Annotated in this window: 14 protein-coding genes; 1 reads left to right on the forward strand and 13 read right to left on the reverse strand. The window is 65.2% G+C overall.

Annotation, left to right across the window (positions count from 1 at the left end; translation table 11 throughout):
• Positions 1 to 3: 3 nt before the first annotated feature.
• Genes trbL through trbB form a run of 7 tightly spaced genes read right to left on the reverse strand, consistent with a single transcriptional unit; the run spans position 4 to position 6,510 of the window.
• Positions 4 to 1,365 (reverse strand): P-type conjugative transfer protein TrbL, encoded by a 1,362-nt coding sequence (gene trbL, locus AAC691_RS00090; protein ID WP_342628537.1) that lies wholly within the window; start codon positions 1,363 to 1,365, stop codon positions 4 to 6.
• Complete coding sequence (trbK-alt, locus tag AAC691_RS00095; RefSeq protein ID WP_342628538.1) at positions 1,362 to 1,703, reverse strand: putative entry exclusion protein TrbK-alt; 342 nt, start codon at positions 1,701 to 1,703, stop codon at positions 1,362 to 1,364. The genes trbL and trbK-alt overlap by 4 nt, the downstream gene beginning before the upstream one ends.
• A 9-nt stretch (positions 1,704 to 1,712) precedes the next feature.
• A complete protein-coding gene (gene trbJ, locus AAC691_RS00100; RefSeq protein WP_342628539.1) occupies positions 1,713 to 2,450 on the reverse strand; it encodes a P-type conjugative transfer protein TrbJ in 738 nt (245 codons plus the stop codon).
• Positions 2,447 to 4,885: a conjugal transfer protein TrbE gene (trbE, locus tag AAC691_RS00105; RefSeq protein WP_342628540.1), complete on the reverse strand. Its 2,439-nt coding sequence runs from the start codon at positions 4,883 to 4,885 to the stop codon at positions 2,447 to 2,449. The genes trbJ and trbE overlap by 4 nt, the downstream gene beginning before the upstream one ends.
• A 7-nt stretch (positions 4,886 to 4,892) precedes the next feature.
• A complete protein-coding gene (locus AAC691_RS00110) occupies positions 4,893 to 5,168 on the reverse strand; it encodes a VirB3 family type IV secretion system protein (protein WP_211959352.1) in 276 nt (91 codons plus the stop codon).
• Positions 5,168 to 5,479: a TrbC/VirB2 family protein gene (locus AAC691_RS00115; RefSeq protein ID WP_342630309.1), complete on the reverse strand. Its 312-nt coding sequence runs from the start codon at positions 5,477 to 5,479 to the stop codon at positions 5,168 to 5,170. The genes AAC691_RS00110 and AAC691_RS00115 overlap by 1 nt, the downstream gene beginning before the upstream one ends.
• A gap of 26 nt (positions 5,480 to 5,505) precedes the next feature.
• Entirely contained in the window at positions 5,506 to 6,510 is a 1,005-nt protein-coding gene (trbB, locus tag AAC691_RS00120) for a P-type conjugative transfer ATPase TrbB (RefSeq protein ID WP_342628541.1), read from the reverse strand.
• Between the two features lie 380 nt (positions 6,511 to 6,890).
• Here trbB and AAC691_RS00125 point away from each other — a divergent pair, with 380 nt between their 5' ends.
• The gene (locus tag AAC691_RS00125; protein WP_342628542.1) at positions 6,891 to 9,920 is read left to right on the forward strand and encodes a TrlF family AAA-like ATPase; all 3,030 of its coding nucleotides are present in this window, start codon (positions 6,891 to 6,893) and stop codon (positions 9,918 to 9,920) included.
• 99 nt (positions 9,921 to 10,019) lie between these two features.
• Here AAC691_RS00125 and AAC691_RS00130 read toward each other — a convergent pair whose 3' ends face one another.
• The 6 genes from AAC691_RS00130 to AAC691_RS00155 form a co-directional block, all read right to left on the reverse strand.
• Positions 10,020 to 10,454 carry a CopG family transcriptional regulator gene (locus AAC691_RS00130; protein ID WP_207879541.1) on the reverse strand — a complete coding sequence of 145 codons (435 nt, stop codon included), beginning with the start codon at positions 10,452 to 10,454 and terminating at the stop codon, positions 10,020 to 10,022.
• 7 nt (positions 10,455 to 10,461) lie between these two features.
• On the reverse strand, positions 10,462 to 12,444 hold the full coding sequence (locus AAC691_RS00135; protein WP_342628543.1) for a conjugal transfer protein TraG: 1,983 nt from the start codon (positions 12,442 to 12,444) through the stop codon (positions 10,462 to 10,464).
• Between the two features lie 137 nt (positions 12,445 to 12,581).
• Positions 12,582 to 13,496: an alpha/beta hydrolase gene (locus AAC691_RS00140; protein ID WP_342628544.1), complete on the reverse strand. Its 915-nt coding sequence runs from the start codon at positions 13,494 to 13,496 to the stop codon at positions 12,582 to 12,584.
• Complete coding sequence (locus tag AAC691_RS00145; RefSeq protein WP_342628545.1) at positions 13,493 to 13,954, reverse strand: DUF1330 domain-containing protein; 462 nt, start codon at positions 13,952 to 13,954, stop codon at positions 13,493 to 13,495. The genes AAC691_RS00140 and AAC691_RS00145 overlap by 4 nt, the downstream gene beginning before the upstream one ends.
• A gap of 12 nt (positions 13,955 to 13,966) precedes the next feature.
• On the reverse strand, positions 13,967 to 14,608 hold the full coding sequence (locus AAC691_RS00150; RefSeq protein ID WP_342628546.1) for a DUF2239 family protein: 642 nt from the start codon (positions 14,606 to 14,608) through the stop codon (positions 13,967 to 13,969).
• A gap of 258 nt (positions 14,609 to 14,866) precedes the next feature.
• Positions 14,867 to 15,772, reverse strand: coding sequence for an AraC family transcriptional regulator (locus AAC691_RS00155; RefSeq protein WP_342628547.1), 906 nt, complete (start codon positions 15,770 to 15,772; stop codon positions 14,867 to 14,869).
• Positions 15,773 to 15,844: the final 72 nt, after the last annotated feature.

Consider the following 15,844-nt stretch of genomic DNA (forward strand, 5'->3'; position numbering starts at 1 on the left):
TGTCTATTCTCCCGAGAGATCGACGGAATGGCCGCCGCCATGGCTATCGCCGGACTTGAGGACCTGGGCGGCGGTCTGGGCGCCGCGCGCCATCGACTGGTTCTGCTTCATGCGGCGGGCCCAGGCGGGCGGGCCTGACGGGTTCGAGCCGGCATCGGTCGCGCCGCTGCCGCTTGCCTTCTGCTCGCCGCCAACCGTGCCTTGGGTGGATGAGCCGCCGGTGACCGCGAAACTGGAGCGGGCGCCGGCGGCGAAGCTTTCACGCATCGAGCCGGCGGCACGGCCCGCCGCGCGCCGAATGGGCGCTGCCGCAGACGATGCGGCGGCCCGGCCGACACCGCCGAGGCCGGCGGCCACGCCCGAAGCGCCGGACCGGCCTGCCGAGGCCAGGCTGTAGGCCGAGGATGCGCCGCCGGCCATCGCAGCGCCGCCACGGGCGGCGGCAGCCGTGCCCGAGGCCGCGGCCATCGCTCCCCTCCCGGCCAGGCCGAGCGCACCCGCGCCGGCCATTGCCGTGCCAGCGACCGCGAGTCCGGTCCCGACCGCAGCGCCGGCGCCGAGCTGGGGCGCGCCGGAGACGAGGCCCGTGGCGATGCCGGGTCCAAAGATGCCAAGGCCGAGCATGGCCAGCGCCGCGAGCACCACGGAGAGCGCCTGCTCGATCGTCGGCTGGCCGCCGGCATAGGTCTGGGTGAACTGCGAGAAGAGACCCGTGCCGATGCCGACGATAACGGCCAGCACCATCACCTTCACGCCGGAGGCGACAATGTTGCCGAGCACCTTCTCGGCCAGGAAGGCGGTCTTGTTGAAGAGCGCGAAGGGAATGAGGATGAAGCCGGCGAGTGTCGTCAGCTTGAACTCGATCAGCGTGACGAAGAGCTGCACCGCCAGGATGAAGAAGGCGATCAGCACGAGCAGCCACGAGACCATCAGCACCGCGATCTGCACGAAGTTCGCGAAGAAGCTGGTGAAGCCCATCATCTGGCTGGCGGCGTCGAGCAGCGGCTGGCCCGCATCGAGGCCGACCTGGGCGAGCTTCCCCGGTCGGAGAAAATCAGCCGTCGAGATCGACGAGCCGCCGGCCTTGAGGCCAAGCCCGGCGAAGCTGTTGAAGACGATGGCCGAGAGGTTGTTGAAGTTGGTGATGATGAAGGCGAAGAAGCCGATGTAGAGCGTCTTCTTGACCAGGCGCTGGAGGATGTCCTCGTCGGCGCCCCAGGCCCAAAAGAGGCCCGCCAGCGTGATGTCGATGACGATCAGCGTCGAGGAGAGATAGGTGACCTCGCCCTTGATCAGGCCGAAGCCGGAATCGATGTAGGTCGTGAAGGTGTTGAGGAAGGTGTCGATGACGCCGACGTTGTTCATCGCGCGTCTCCTGACGATGGGGTGGCCGGCGCGACGGCGCCCATCGTCGTCGTGGGGGGCGGTGATGGCGGCAGCGGCCGCGCCGGCCTGCCGAAGAAGCGCCGGCGGTTCTCCTCCCAGACCGCCACGCAACGCGCATCCTCGGCGTCCTGGGGCCCGAGCGCGCTGCAGCGGCGCAGCTCGGCCGTGAGGTCATCGGAAGCGGGCGGGGCAATGGTTGGAGCGATCTCCGCGGCCGGCGTGGAGGGACGCCGGTTGATCGCGAAGAGGGTCGCGATGAAGGCTGCGATCAGCACGACGATCGCAGCGGCGCGGAAGATCTCCGACCGGCCCAGCATCGCGGTGCCTCAATTGCCGGAGAACATGGTGACGTTGCCGGGCTGGTAGCCGCTGCGCGTCGAGAAATTCTTGTAGTTCTGCTGGCCCTGCGCCTCGGCGGCGGCGACGCGCGCCTGCTCCAGGGCATCGGCGCGGCTCTTCGCGGAAAGCACCGCCACGACGTCGGAGAGCTGCTGCGATTGCAGTGCGAGGAGCTGGTTGCCGGCCTGCGCGGCCTGCAAGGCGCCGGTCGCACTCTGGCTGGCCGTGACCAGCGAGGTCATGGCGCTGGAATTGGTCGTGATGTTGCCGACCACGCCGGCCTGGATCTTGAGCGAGTCCTCGAACGCTGCCACCGAGTTCTGCCAACGCGTTTGGGCGTTGGCGACCATGGTGGCGGTGGAACCCGTGCCTGCCGCCGAGCCGTAGCTGGTCGAATAGGCCGTCTGGATGCGCTGCACGTTGAACGAAATGTTCTGTGCCTGGCTGAGCAGCGACTGCGTCTGGGCGATCGACGACTGAAGCTGGGTCAGCGTCGACATCGGCAGGTTGGCGAGATTGCGGGCCTGATTGATCAGGCTCGTCGCCTGATTGTTCAGCATGGTGATCTGGTTGGTGATCTGCTGCAGCTCGCGGGCCGCGGTCAGCACGTTCTGGCTGAAATTGGTCGGGTCGTAGACGATCCACTGCGCCGACGCCGGCGGCGCGGCGATGCCCAACGACAATGCGACGGCGCTTGCCGCCGCCAGAAGGTGCCGCTTGATCATGATGACGTCTCCAGGTTGGTCAGCTCGGGGATGAGATCGGCCGCCCAAAGAAGCTCGCGATCGGCGAGCCAGGTGGGCGTGAAGGCCTCACGGCCGCTCTCGGCGATGACGCGCTCGATTGCGGCGTGGTCCTGCTTGGAGGATGCGGCGCAGAAGGCGAGCGCGACGGGTCCAAGCCCGAGTTCGAACAGGCGATTGCCGCGGCGGGATTGGCAGTAGTAGTCGCGCTTTGGCGTCGCCCGCGCGAGGATCTCGATCTGGCGGTCGTTAAGACCAAAGCGCCGATAGATCGCCGTGATCTGCGGCTCGATCGCCCGCTCGTTCGGCAGGAAGATGCGGGTCGGGCAGCTCTCGACGATGGCAGGTGCGATGTTGCTGCCGTCGATGTCGGAGAGCGACTGGGTGGCGAAGACGACGGAAGCGTTCTTCTTGCGCAGCGTCTTCAGCCATTCCCGAAGCTGCTGCGCGAAAGCCGGATCGTCGAGGACGAGCCAGCCCTCATCGATGATGAGCAGCGTCGGCCGACCATCGAGGCGGCCCTCGATGCGATGGAACAGGTAGGTCAGGACTGCGGGCGCCGCGCCGGCGCCGATCAACCCCTCGGTCTCGAATGCCTGGACTGACGCCGAGCCAAGCTGCTCGCTCTCGGCGTCGAGCAACCGACCGGACGGCCCTCCAACGCAATAGGGCTGGAGCGCCTGCTTCAGCGCCGTCGATTGCAGCAGCACCGCCAAGCCGGTGATGGTCCGCTCGCCCACCGGGGAAGAAGCCAGCGACGTCAGCGCCGACCAGACATGCTCCTTTGCGGTCGGGTCTATCGTGACGCCTTCCTTGGCGAGGATCGCCGTCACCCATTCCGCTGCCCAGGCCCGCTCGGCCTGATCGTCAATCCGCGCCAGCGGTTGAAGCGAGACCGAATGCTCCGATCCCGCCGACAGACTGCCGCCGAGATCGTGCCAATCGCCGCCCATGGCGAGCGCGGCGGTGCGGATCGAGCCGCCGAAATCGAAGGCGAAGATCTGGTTGTTGCGATAACGGCGGAACTGCATCGCCATCAGCGACAGCAGCACGGACTTGCCGGCGCCGGTCGGCCCGACGATCAGGGTGTGACCGACGTCGCCGACATGCAGGCTGAGGCGGAACGGCGTCGAGCCTTCGGTCTTGCCGAAGAGCAGCGGCGGCGCCTGGAAATGCTCGTCGCGGGCTGGACCGGCCCAGACAGCCGAGAGCGGGATCATGTGCGCCAGGTTAAGCGTCGAGACCGGCGGCTGGCGGACGTTGGCGTAGGCGTGGCCGGGGATGGACCCGAGCCAGGCCTCCAGCGCATTCACGCCTTCCGGCATGCAAGTGAAGTCGCGGCCCTGGATTACCTTCTCGACGAGGCGGAGCTTCTCGGCGGCGAGGCCGGGGTCCTCGTCCCAGACGGTGACCGTGGCGGTGACATAGGCCTGGCCGACATCGTCGGAGCCGAGTTCCTGCAGCGCCAGGTCCGCGTCGGCCGCCTTATTGGCCGCGTCGCTGTCGACCAATGTCGAGGCCTCGTTGGTCATCACCTCCTTGACGATCGCGGCGATGGACTTGCGCTTGGCGAACCACTGCCGACGGATCTTGGTCAGCAGCTTCACCGCCTCGGTCTTGTCGAGGAGGATCGCGCGGGTGGACCAGCGGTAGGGGAAAGCCAGCCGGTTCAATTCGTCGAGGATGCCCGGATGGGTCGCGGTCGGGAATCCGACTACGGTGAGGGTGCGCAGGTGATGCGATCCGAGACGCGGCTCGAGGCCACCGGCGAGCGGTTCGTCGGCGAGCAACGCGTCGAGGTGCATCGGCGTCTCGGGGACGCGGACGCGCTGCTGGCGGGTCGAGATGGTCGAGTGCAGATAGGTGAGTGTGTCGCCGTCATCTAGCCAGGCGACCTCGGGCATAAAGCCTTCGACCAGTTGCAGGACGCGGTTAGTCCGATCGATGAAGCCGCGTAGCAACTCCCACGGATCAACGCCGCTCTGCGAACGGCCTTCGTAGAGAAAGCCCTCGATGCGGGACGCGTCCTCGGCTGGTGGCAGCCAAACGAAGGTCAGGAAATAGCGGCTCTCGAAGTGCGCGCCCGCCTCTTCGAAGGCGTCCTGCCGTTCGAGATCGACCAACGCCGATGCCGGATCGGGGAAGGTCGAGTGCGGATAGGTTTGGGCGGCAATCCGCTGCGCCTCGACGAAGATCGCCCAGCCGGAACCGAGGCGGCGCAGCGCATTGTTCAGCCGCGCGGTGACGCCGACAAGTTCGGCCGGCGTCGCGCTGTCAAGATCCGGCCCGCGGAAACGGGCCGTACGCTGGAACGAGCCGTCCTTGTTGAGGACCACACCCTCCTCAACGAGCGCGGCCCAGGGCAGGAAGTCGGCGAGACCGGCGGGGCGATGGCGATATTCGGCGAGGTTGAGCATGGCCGCCTCAGACCCCCAGATGTGCGGGATAACGAAGGTGGCGGCGCACCACGTCTACAAACTGCGGGTCGCGCTTCGCCGCCCAGACGGCGGCGGCATGCCCGACGGCCCAAATGAGCGCACCGGGGATCCAGAGTCGGAGGCCGAGCGCGATCGCCGCCGCCAGCGTGCCGTTGGCGATCGCGACAGTCCGTGGCGCCCCGCCCATCAGGATCGGGTCGGTAAGTGCGCGATGGACCGGCGCGAAGAAGCCGGGCACTTCGGGATCGACGATCGCGGCCATCAGACCAGCGCCCCGCCGCTGAACGAGAAGAACGAGAGGAAGAAGCTTGACGCCGCGAAGGCGATCGAGAGACCGAAGACGATCTGGATCAGCCGGCGGAAGCCGCCCGAGGTATCGCCGAAGGCGAGCGTCAGGCCGGTCACGGTGATGATGATCACCGAGATGATCTTGGCGACCGGGCCTTGCACCGACTCCAGGATCGAGTTGAGCGGCGTCTCCCACGGCATGGAGGAGCCGGAGGCATAGGCCGCCGGAGCGAAAGTCAGCGAGAGCGCAGCGAAGGTGATGACGTCGAGAGCGCGCCGATGCATCCTGCGGCCGGTGGCGAGAACACTGATCATGAGGGGTCTCCGAGATCGCCGCCCGCCTCGGCGGGTTGGACGCGGTAATCGCCGGTGGCGGGATCGAGACCGGCGATGAGGGCGAGTTCGGAGAGGCGGCGTTCGCTGCCGCGACCGCGCAGCACCGCGACGAGATCGATGGTCTCGGCGATGAGCGCCTTGGGGACGGTGACGACAGCTTCCTGGATGAGCTGTTCGAGGCGCCGGATAGCGCCGAGCGCGGTGCCGGCGTGGATCGTTCCGATCCCGCCGGGGTGGCCGGTTCCCCAAGCTTTGAGCAAATCCAACGCTTCCGCGCCGCGCACCTCACCGATGGGGATGCGGTCTGGTCGTAAGCGCAGCGAGGAGCGAACGAGGTCGGACAGCGAAGCGACCCCGTCCTTGGTCCGCATCGCCACGAGGTTCGGCGCTCGGCACTGCAACTCGCGCGTATCCTCGATCAGCACCACGCGGTCGCTCGTGCCGGCGATCTCGGCCAGCAGCGCGTTGGTGAGCGTCGTCTTGCCGGTGCCGGTGCCGCCGGCGACGAGGATGTTCTTGCGCGTCGCGACGGCGGCCCGCAGGGCGGCCGTCTGGCCAGCGGTCATAGTGCCGGCGGCGACGTAATCGTCGAGGGTGAAAACTGCGACGGCGGGCTTGCGGATCGCGAAGGCCGGCGCTGTGACGACGGGCGGCAACAGCCCCTCGAACCGCTCTCCCGTCTCGGGCAGCTCGGCCGAGACGCGCGGCCTGTCCGCGTGGACCTCGGCGCCGACATGGTGCGCGACCAGGCGCACGATCCGCTCGCCATCGGCGGGCGACAGCGTGCGACCGCTATCTTCGAGGCCACCCGACAGCCGGTCGATCCAGAGCCGGCCGTCGGGATTGAGCATCACCTCGACGATCGACGGGTCTTCGAGGAAGGCGGCGATCGCCGGGCCGAGCGCGGTGCGCAGCATGCGCGCGCCGCGTGAGAAGGCCTCGGAATGGAGCGGAGCTGCCGCCACGATCGTCCCCGTCATTGGCCAATCGCGACGCGCGATTGGCGACGGGGATGATTAGAAAAGGCAGGAAATAGGGCAGTTCAACAAGTATTCAGGCGGCGTAGGAGGCCAGCGTAGCGCAGGGAAAAAAGACTTGCTGGGTGCGAAGTGATTCTCCATCGATGCCGGCATTGGTTCTAAGTTGCTCAAGCCGTCAGCTTTCAATGTATCAGTGCCCCTGGGAGGGTCCGGTTGTTGGAGCCGGTCCGACCTTCGCCGCGGCTCGGTTTCCACAATCCGTAGCCAGAGATCGACTGCTAGGATTGCTGCATGCAGGGGCGCTGCGACCGATCGCGGGATTGAGGCTCCCGCCGGATGTCAACCTGTGCTATTCGACGTGCGGGAGGTGTCCAGAATAAATGAAAGAATACAAGGACGTTGGGCCGCGCGGTTCCGAGTGGCGCAAATGGGATCTTCAGGTCCACACCCCCGCGTCGCACCTCAACAACCAGTTCGGCAGCGACTGGGACGTCTACGTCCAGAACCTTTTCCGGATGGCGCTCACTAAGGGCATCGCCGTCATTGGCCTCACCGACTATTTCACCATAGACGGTTACAAGAAGGTCAAGGAGGACTACCTCGCCAACCCTGCCAAGCTGAAGGCACTGTTCAGCGCGGAGGAGATCGAACAGATCGCGGGGATGCGCGTCCTCCCCAATATCGAGTTCCGCCTGAGAACGCTCGTCGGGCCGAATCGCATCAATTGCCACGTCATCCTGTCGGACGAGGTGGCGATCCGCGACATCAAGGAGAATTTCCTACACGACCTGACCTTCACCAATCAGGCCAAGCCGCAGGCGACCGCCGAGACGCACAAGCTGAAGGTCGAAAATCTGCGGCAGTTCGGCGAGCGGCTCATCAAGGAGCATCCACCGTTTGGTGAACAGGGGGACGCGCTGTTCGTCGGCATGACCAACGCCGTGGTGGACGACAACCATATCCTTCAGGCGCTTCAGGACAGCAGGTTCAAGGATAAATTCCTGTTTTGCGTCGTGGCGGACGAAGATCTACCCAAGCTCAAGTGGGACTCACAGGACCATCATACTCGCAAGCTGCTGATCCAGCGTTCCGATGCGCTGTTCGCGGGCAACCCCGCCACGCGCAACTGGGCGCTGGCCCGCGAGCCGCAATACACCGACGGCGAAGAGCATTTCCTCAGGGAGTTCAAGACGCTCAAGCCCTGCGTCCACGGCTCTGATTGCCACGGCTATCCCGAAATCGGGCACCCCTGCGCGAAGAGGGGCAAAAAGGGCCACGATTGCGCAGCGGTGCCGGCGGAGTGCGAGCTTCGCTATTGCTGGATCAAGGCCGACACCACGTTCGAAGGCTTGCGCCAGATCCTCCACGAGCCCGCGGACCGCGTCTACATCGGTGCCTCGCCGCCGGTGTACTATGACGAGGCGCGCGTCATCTCCCGCGTCACTTTGAGCGACGGCAAGGGATGGTTCTCCGACGTGTCCATTCCACTCAATGCGGGGATGGTTTCGATCATCGGCCAGAAGGGATCGGGGAAATCGGCGCTTGCCGACTTGATCGCGTTCGCTGCTGGAAGCTGGGATCCTGCCGAAAAGGACTGCTTCCTCAAACGTTCCAGCGGCCACCTCGACGGCATGAAAGTCACTCTTCATTGGGCTGACGGTCATACATCGGAAGGCATAGTCGGTCGGGATCGCCGTCCCACGAATGAGGTCCACTACCTCTCACAGAACTATGTCGAGCGCATCTGCGCTAAGGACGGCATCACCAAGGAGCTGGTCCGCGAAATCGAGAAGGTCGTCTTCCACTACCTCGACCCGACCGACACGCTGAACGCGTCCGACTTCGAGGAACTGCGGCTCATCAAGACCGAGGGTGTCCGCGAAGAGGGCAACCGTCTGCGGGACGAGATGTATGCGGTCATTCGCGACGAATGCGCGTTGCGGGACCTGATTGCCAAGACCCCAGAGAAGCAGGCACGCGTCAAAACCTTAACCGAGGAGCGGGAGGGTCTACTGAAGCAATTGCCCGCGCCTGCCTCGGAGGCCGAAGCCAAGGTTCAGGAGGAATTGCAGCAGAAGCGGCAGGAGCTGACTAAGGCCCAGCAAGGCGTAGCTGCGCACAAGCAGAACCTTCAGCGTATCGCAGACATCCGGACCCGCACCGGCGCGTTCCGAGTGCAGATGGAGCGGTTCTTCGAACAGTTACAGCCGACGCTCCGTGAGGTCGGTGTGCCCGAAGGCGAATGGAAGAAGTTCCGGCCAGATTTCCCCGCCGAGATCGAGCCGCCGCTAGCCGCGCGAGAGAAGGCCGTCAACGAAGCCATCGCTGTGGTCGAGGGCGGCGAACCTCCAGCTGCTGGCACGATCCGCAAGCTTCTGGCAGAGATAGACGAGCTGATGAAACGGGAGACCGCGGACAAGGCGCGCCAGGAGCGAACGAAGCAGATTCAGAACCGCGTCGCCGTTATCAACACCGAGGTCGAACGGCTCAATGCCGAGATCAAGAACGTCGAAGAAAACGGCTCGGCGCAGATCGCGACTTTCGGGACCAAGCGTCTCGACGCCTATGTGGCGTACTTCGCAAACCTTAAGCTGGAACAGCAAGCGCTTCAGGGGCTTTACGATCCGATCAGGGAGCGTCTGACCAAACAGGCCCTTCTAAAGGGCAGGGAACTTGAGTTCGCCATCCGCTGGGCGGCTGACGTTTCCACATGGATCGAGCGCGGCGCGGCTCTGTTCGACCAACGGCGCGCCGTGCCTTACGGCAGCGTCGAGCAATTAGGCAAGGCGGCGAACCGCATCCTTCTCCCGGCATGGGCGAGCGGCGATCCGGAGCGGATCCGGACTGCCTTTGAAATCTTCATGGGTGAATTCAGGAAGAAGGAGCTGCCGTGGAAGAGCTACGTCCGGAACGGCGTCACGCTTCAGGATGTGCTGAACTGGCTTTATGAGGTCAGCCATATTCGCCTCGAATACGGCCTCAAGTTTAACGGCGCCGAACTAGAAAGCCTGTCCCCCGGCACCAAGGGCATCGTGCTCCTGATCCTCTATCTCGGCATGGATATCGAGGACAGCAGGCCGCTGGTTGTCGACCAGCCCGACGAGAACCTCGACAACGAGTCAATCTATAACCTTCTGACTCCATACTTTCGGCTGGCAAAGGTGAGGCGACAGATCATCGTCATCACACACAACCCGAATCTCGTCGTGAACTCTGATTCTGAGCAGGTGATCGTCGCCACCGGCGAGAAGCAGGAGAACGGCCTTCCCATCATCAGCTACAATTCCGGTTCTCTTGAAGAGAACCACCCCCCCGAGACCGGCATGCGTCAACAGGTCTGCAATATACTGGAAGGCGGCGACGTCGCCTTCCTCAAGCGCGAAAGGCGTTACGCGATCAGAGAGAAGTAGCGCTATGCGGTCGCGCGCAGCACCTCTATGGCCCACACGGCATCGCATGATCTCGGTGGCGTCCGCAACGAATCTATCGTCCGACCCTGATCGCCGATCTTAGTCGCACACAGTCCGCTCGACCGTGTCTTCTGCGATCTCCTGCCTTAGCTTCGGACCTTCGTTCAGACGCCGGCCAAGCGTGGCGACAAAATTGTCATAGCGCGCCCCGGCCTGCGCACGAGCGGCCTTGGCCGCCGGCTCCGGCAGCGGCGGCGTCGTGTTGAGCCAGAAGCGGATGAACAGCGCCAGCGTCTCGACACCGATACCGACATCGCGTTCAAGCCGCGCCAGGCGCCGATCCTGCTGGTCGAGCCGCTTCGCGATAGCAGCCTCCCTCCGCTCGTCCGCATCCGGCGACAGGAATGACGCGATCGCGGCTTCGGCGATCAGCGACATCGAATGGTCCCGGCGCGCGGCATAGGCCGACAAGGCCTGCATGACATCCGGGTCGAGGTAGACGGAAAGCTGGGCCTTCTTCTTTGCCGTGACCATCAGCGCCTCACATCCCCAGATCGTCGCCGGGATCGAGCGAGGCTTGCTGGGCGAGGCCCTGCATGAGGTCGTTCATGCGGCCGATGCGAGGCGCGTCCTCCTCCATCTCGTCGACCTGATCGAGCGCGAACTCATTCTCGATCGGAGCTTGCTTCTCGACGGAGCCTTGGCTGAGTTCCGGCTGCTTGCGCCGGTCAGTGTTCTTCGGATCCTCGTCGTCGGTGTCCTCGCCATCGACTCCAGCCGGCGCCGGTGGTCGGGGCGGCAGCGGGCGCGAACTCCAATCATCTGGCCGCCCCTCCTTCGGTCGCGTGAGCACGGGCGGCGCCATGATGCGCTCCTGAAACCGTTCATCCTCGTAGTAGCGCGCCTTCTTCGCGCGGATCGGGTGGACGCCCGACACCATGACGATCTCGTCAGTGGGCGGGAGCTGCATCACCTCGCCTGGCGTCAGCAGCGGGCGCGCGGTCTCCGAGCGGGAGACCATGAGGTGGCCGAGCCAGGGCGACAGTCGGCTGCCGGCATAGTTCTTCATCGCCTTCATCTCGGTCGCGGTGCCGAGCGCGTCGCTGACCCGCTTTGCCGTCCGCTCGTCGTTGGTCGCGAAGCTGACCCGCACATGACAGTTGTCGAGGATCGAGTTGTTGGGGCCGTAGGCCTTCTCGATCTGGTTCAGCGACTGCGCGATCAGGAAACTCTTGATGCCGTAGCCGGCCATGAAGGCGAGCGCGGATTCGAAGAAGTCGAGGCGGCCGAGCGCCGGGAACTCGTCGAGCATCAAGAGGAGACGGCGTCGCCCGGCCTTGGCCTGCAGGTCCTCCGTCAGCCGCCGGCCGACCTGGTTGAGGATCAGGCGGATGAGCGGTTTGGTCCGGTTGATGTCGGACGGCGGCACGACGAGGTAGAGCGTCGTCGGCCGATCACTGGCCACGATGTCGCCGATCCGCCAGTCGCAACGACGCGTCACCTCGGCCACAACTGGATCGCGATAGAGGCCGAGGAACGACATGGCCGTGCTCAGCACGCCGGACCGTTCGTTGCCGGATTTGTTCAGCAGCTCGCGCGCGGCAGAAGCGACGACGGGATGGACGCCAGCCTCGCCGAGGTGCGGCGTTCGCATCATCGCCGAGAGCGTCGACTCGATCGGCCGCTTGGGATCGGAGAGGAAGGACGCAACACCGGCGAGCGTTTTGTCCTCCTCGGCGTAGAGGACGTGCAGGATGGCGCCGACCAGCAACGCGTGACTGGTCTTTTCCCAGTGATTCCGTTTCTCAAGGCTGCCTTCCGGGTCGACCAGGATGTCGGCGATGTTCTGGACGTCGCGAACCTCCCACTCGCCGCGGCGGACCTCGAGCAGTGGATTATAGGCTGACGACTTCGCATTGGTCGGGTCGAACAGCAGCACGCGGCCGTGCTGCGCCCGGAAGCCCGCAGTGAGCTGCCAGTTCTCTCCTTTGATGTCATGAACGATGGCCGAACCCGGCCAGGTCAGGAGCGAGGGGATGACCAGGCCGACGCCCTTGCCTGATCGGGTCGGCGCGAAGCATAGCACATGCTCCGGCCCATCATGGCGGAGGTAGCTGCGGTCATGGCGGCCCAGCACCAAGCCATCGGGGCCGAGCAGGCCAGCTTCGGCGATCTCCTTCGGTTGCGCCCAACGTGCGGAGCCGTAGGTCTCGACGTTCTTCGCCTCGCGCGCGCGCCAGACTGACATGCCGATGGCGGCGGTCGCGGCGATGAGCCCGCCGGATGATGCGATGTAGGCGCCCTCGATGAAGATCGACGGCGCATAGGCGTCGTAGGCGTACCACCACCAGAAGAAGGCCGGAGGGAGGTAGAACGGGAAGTGTAGGATCTCGAACCAGGGCCGCCCCAGCTCGGGCTGAAAGCCGAGCCGCCAGGCCGTCCATTCGGTAGCGGTCCAGATCGCCAGCAAGACGATGGCGAAGACGGTGATGATTTGACCCCAGAGAATCTTGGTCGCAGGCATCGTAATTCCCTTCGGCTCCATGAATTCGTCGAGCCGGTTTGGGAATTGCAAGTCCGATACTTGTGAAGGGGAAGCCCAGCGCGATACGGCGCAAAAAGACTTAAAGGCGCGTAGGTAGTTGGTCGGAGGTCAGGATACTATGACGAGATTGGCGTCCGGTCTTGGGCGGCTTGGGCCGTCCGTTGGATTCCCTCAGCCACCAATCCGTATAACTGTGGTGGCAGTTCGTGTCCCATGCCCTCTACCATCATAAGTTCGGAACGTGGCACCGAGGCGGCGGTATCTTCGCCGCAGGCCGGAGGGATGAGAGGATCATCCTTGCCATGGATGACGAGCGTCGGCGCCAAGATCGTCGCCAGGCGCGAACGCCGATCGCCGGCGACCGCCATAGCAGCGATCTGTCGTCCCGCGCCTGTCGGATCGTAGTCGCGCTGTAATTCCTCCCGCACGAGCGTTCTGTGTTGGCCCTCGTCAAAAGCGCGGCCGGTTCCGGCAATCAGACGCGCGAAGGCCGAGCTATGCACGAGAAAACCTTCCTCGTCCGCAAAGGGGTCGGGCCCGGGGCCCATCATCGCCGCCATCACCGCGGGTGCGGCCTGCGGGAGGGACGGATTGCCAGTGCTCGACATGATCGAGGTCAGGGACAAGACCCGATCAGGATATTCGCTCGCCATGACCTGCGCGATCATCCCGCCCATCGATCGCCCAACAACGTGAGCGCGAGCGATCGACAAAACATCCAGCAATCCTACGGCGTCCGCGGCCATGTCATAGAGGGTGTAGGGCACATCGGGGCGCTTGCCAGCCGCCAGCGCCGCGCCCAGCATGCTGAAATCCGGAGGCGCGGATTGGGTGAAATGAGTCGAGCGCCCAGAGTCCCGGTTGTCGAAGCGGATGACGCGATAGCCGCGGTCGACGAGCGCCGCGCAAAATGACGCCGTCCATCGGATCATCTGGGTGCCGAGTCCGCTGATCAACAGGATAGCTGGGCGACTCTCGTCGCCGAAACTGTCGTAGGCCAACTCGATGCCGTTGGCGCTCACGATGGTCATGGTTCGCTCCTTCGAGATTGCGCCGGCAAAGGCAGCTCGGTCAGGGGAAGAAGACGCGAGTCCTCGATCGCGGCCGCGCGATGGCCGAGCCCCGCTCGGTATGCCTCGTTCGTGGCGAAGCTCAGAAATGAAGCGACGCTGCTTTGGCGGACGAGCATCGCCAAATCCCACCGTTCATCATCCGGACCGATCAGGAAGGGTCCGCCGGCCCCCAGGAAGACGACATCGCCGCCGCTCTCGCGAAGAAAGGGAAGCGTGTACCGAATGTAGCTGTCGAAAGCGTTCGCGCCGCTGATGGGAGCCGCCGGCGCCAGGTCGGGATGATCGGTGTAATCCGCTGTCGCCCGAAAGCGCAGCAGGTTGAGCATGAGCACCGGGCCGCCGATGTCGCGCTGGATAAAGCGCAGGCCCGATTCTTGTGTCGGCTCGAGATGCGGGCCGCTGGCGTGCGCGGTCATAGTGTCCTCCGTTCAATCGCGGGAAGCGGCCCGGCCCCCGAAGGCCAGGTCCAGAATGTGAGCGCGAATTGCGTCCGGCCACGCCGCGATTGACTGTTCCAGCTTCGATCGGTCGTCGGCGAAGAGCGCGCGCGTCGCCTCCTCGTAGCCCGGCCGATTGCCTGCCATCGCCAGCATGAAGTGATAAGCCGCCTCTTGGACGGCGCGACGGCTCGCACCGGGACCAGCCGTTCGCCTCGCGTCCTCGACGAGCCGCCGTAAGGTCGCCGAGGCGCCTCCCGGTTGCGTGACCAACCAGTCCCAATGCCTCGGCAGCAGCGTCACCTCGCGCGAAACCACGCCCAACTTGGGCCGGCCCCGCGCTCTCGATTCCGGATCCGCAGGCGAAGATCCGGCTGGTTCCGTCGGCGCTGATCGATACCGGCCCACATAGGTTTCTAGCGCTCGCGAGAGCCGATCGATGATGTCCGCCTTCGTGCCACGAAGATCCAGGTCGATGACTTGGCCCGTCTTGTCGTCGAAGACGAGGACCAGTGTCGAAGCACCCGAGTCGCTGGCCGCTTTGACTGCCAACGCCACTTCGAGCAGCGGCCCCCTCAGGAGCAGGTGCTCGCCCTCGAACGCGGTACAGGGTTTTGAAGCTTCGCCGGACATTGGCCATCCAAGGCGAGGATTATTACCCGGAATAAAATGGCACGGTCAATTATACCCTGGTAAATATATTTGATCGCCAACGCATGGCCAGGGCACTCGACCGAACCAGCGATGAGCGGCGGCATCGCGCTGGCAGGCACACCGATCGGCGCCCCAATCGTCGGATAGGCGGCCGGCCTCTACGGGCCGCGCTGTTGCTCGGCATCGGCGCCGCCTCGGCTTCGCCGCCGCCGCCGCCGTCGCGGCGCTAGTCGCCGTCTAGGCTGGGAGCATCGCCCGGGCATATCTGATCGGCGGCATCCCGACATGGCGGGTGAAGGCGGTGCTGAACGTGCTCGCCGAGGCGTAGCCGACCTGCGCGGCGACATGCTCGATCGCCAGCTCCCGCGTGCGTAGCAGCCGCTTGGCGAGTGCCATGCGCCAGGTCAGCAGATACTCGATCGGGGGTAACCCGACGACGCGGCTGAAGCGCGCAAAGAAGGCGGACCGCGACATCGCCGCCTCGGCGGCGAGATCGGCCACGGTCCAGCCATGCGCGGGCCGCGCATGCATGGCGCGCAAGGCGGACACCAGGCGATCGTCCGACAGCCCCCGCGCGAGGCTCGGCACCGACAGGATGTCGGCCCCACAGCGTAGCGCCTCGATGAGCAGCACCTCGAGCAGGCGCTCCAGCACCAGCTCCCGCGCCGGGCGGGCGTGGCGCGTCTCGTCGCCCACAAGCTGAAGCAGCAGGGCAAGCCGCGGCTCGTCGCGGGCGACGATCATCGCCGGCAGCAGCGAGACGAGCAGGGCGGCATCGGGCGAGGCGAAGCTGCAGACCCCGACCTGCATCCTGAGATTGACCGGCTCGCTGGGCGGCCCGACCCGGAATCGTCCCTCACCAATCTCCGTCGGCGTCATCGCGATCCCGTGCGGCGGCGCCTCGATGCTCTCGACGACATGATCCTTGGTCACGGGCGACAGCACGAAATCGCCCTTCCGGACGATGATCGGCGGCCGGCCGGACGATACGACCCGACACGCGCCCTCCAGCACCGCGAAGAATACAGGCTTGCCCGCGATGTCGCGGCGGAGGCGCCACCGGCCGGCATATTCGACGAGCTTGGAATAGCTGGCCGAGGGCTGGAGCAAGGTCACGATCTCGGCAAGTGGGTCGACGGTCATGGCAGGACGATCGCAAATGTATCACGGACTTCCGACCATAGGCGGTCTCATCACCCTTCGCCATATCCAGGT

Origin of the sequence: Nguyenibacter vanlangensis (assembly GCF_038719015.1) — a bacterium.
In the GTDB taxonomy this organism is placed as follows: domain Bacteria; phylum Pseudomonadota; class Alphaproteobacteria; order Acetobacterales; family Acetobacteraceae; genus Gluconacetobacter; species Gluconacetobacter vanlangensis.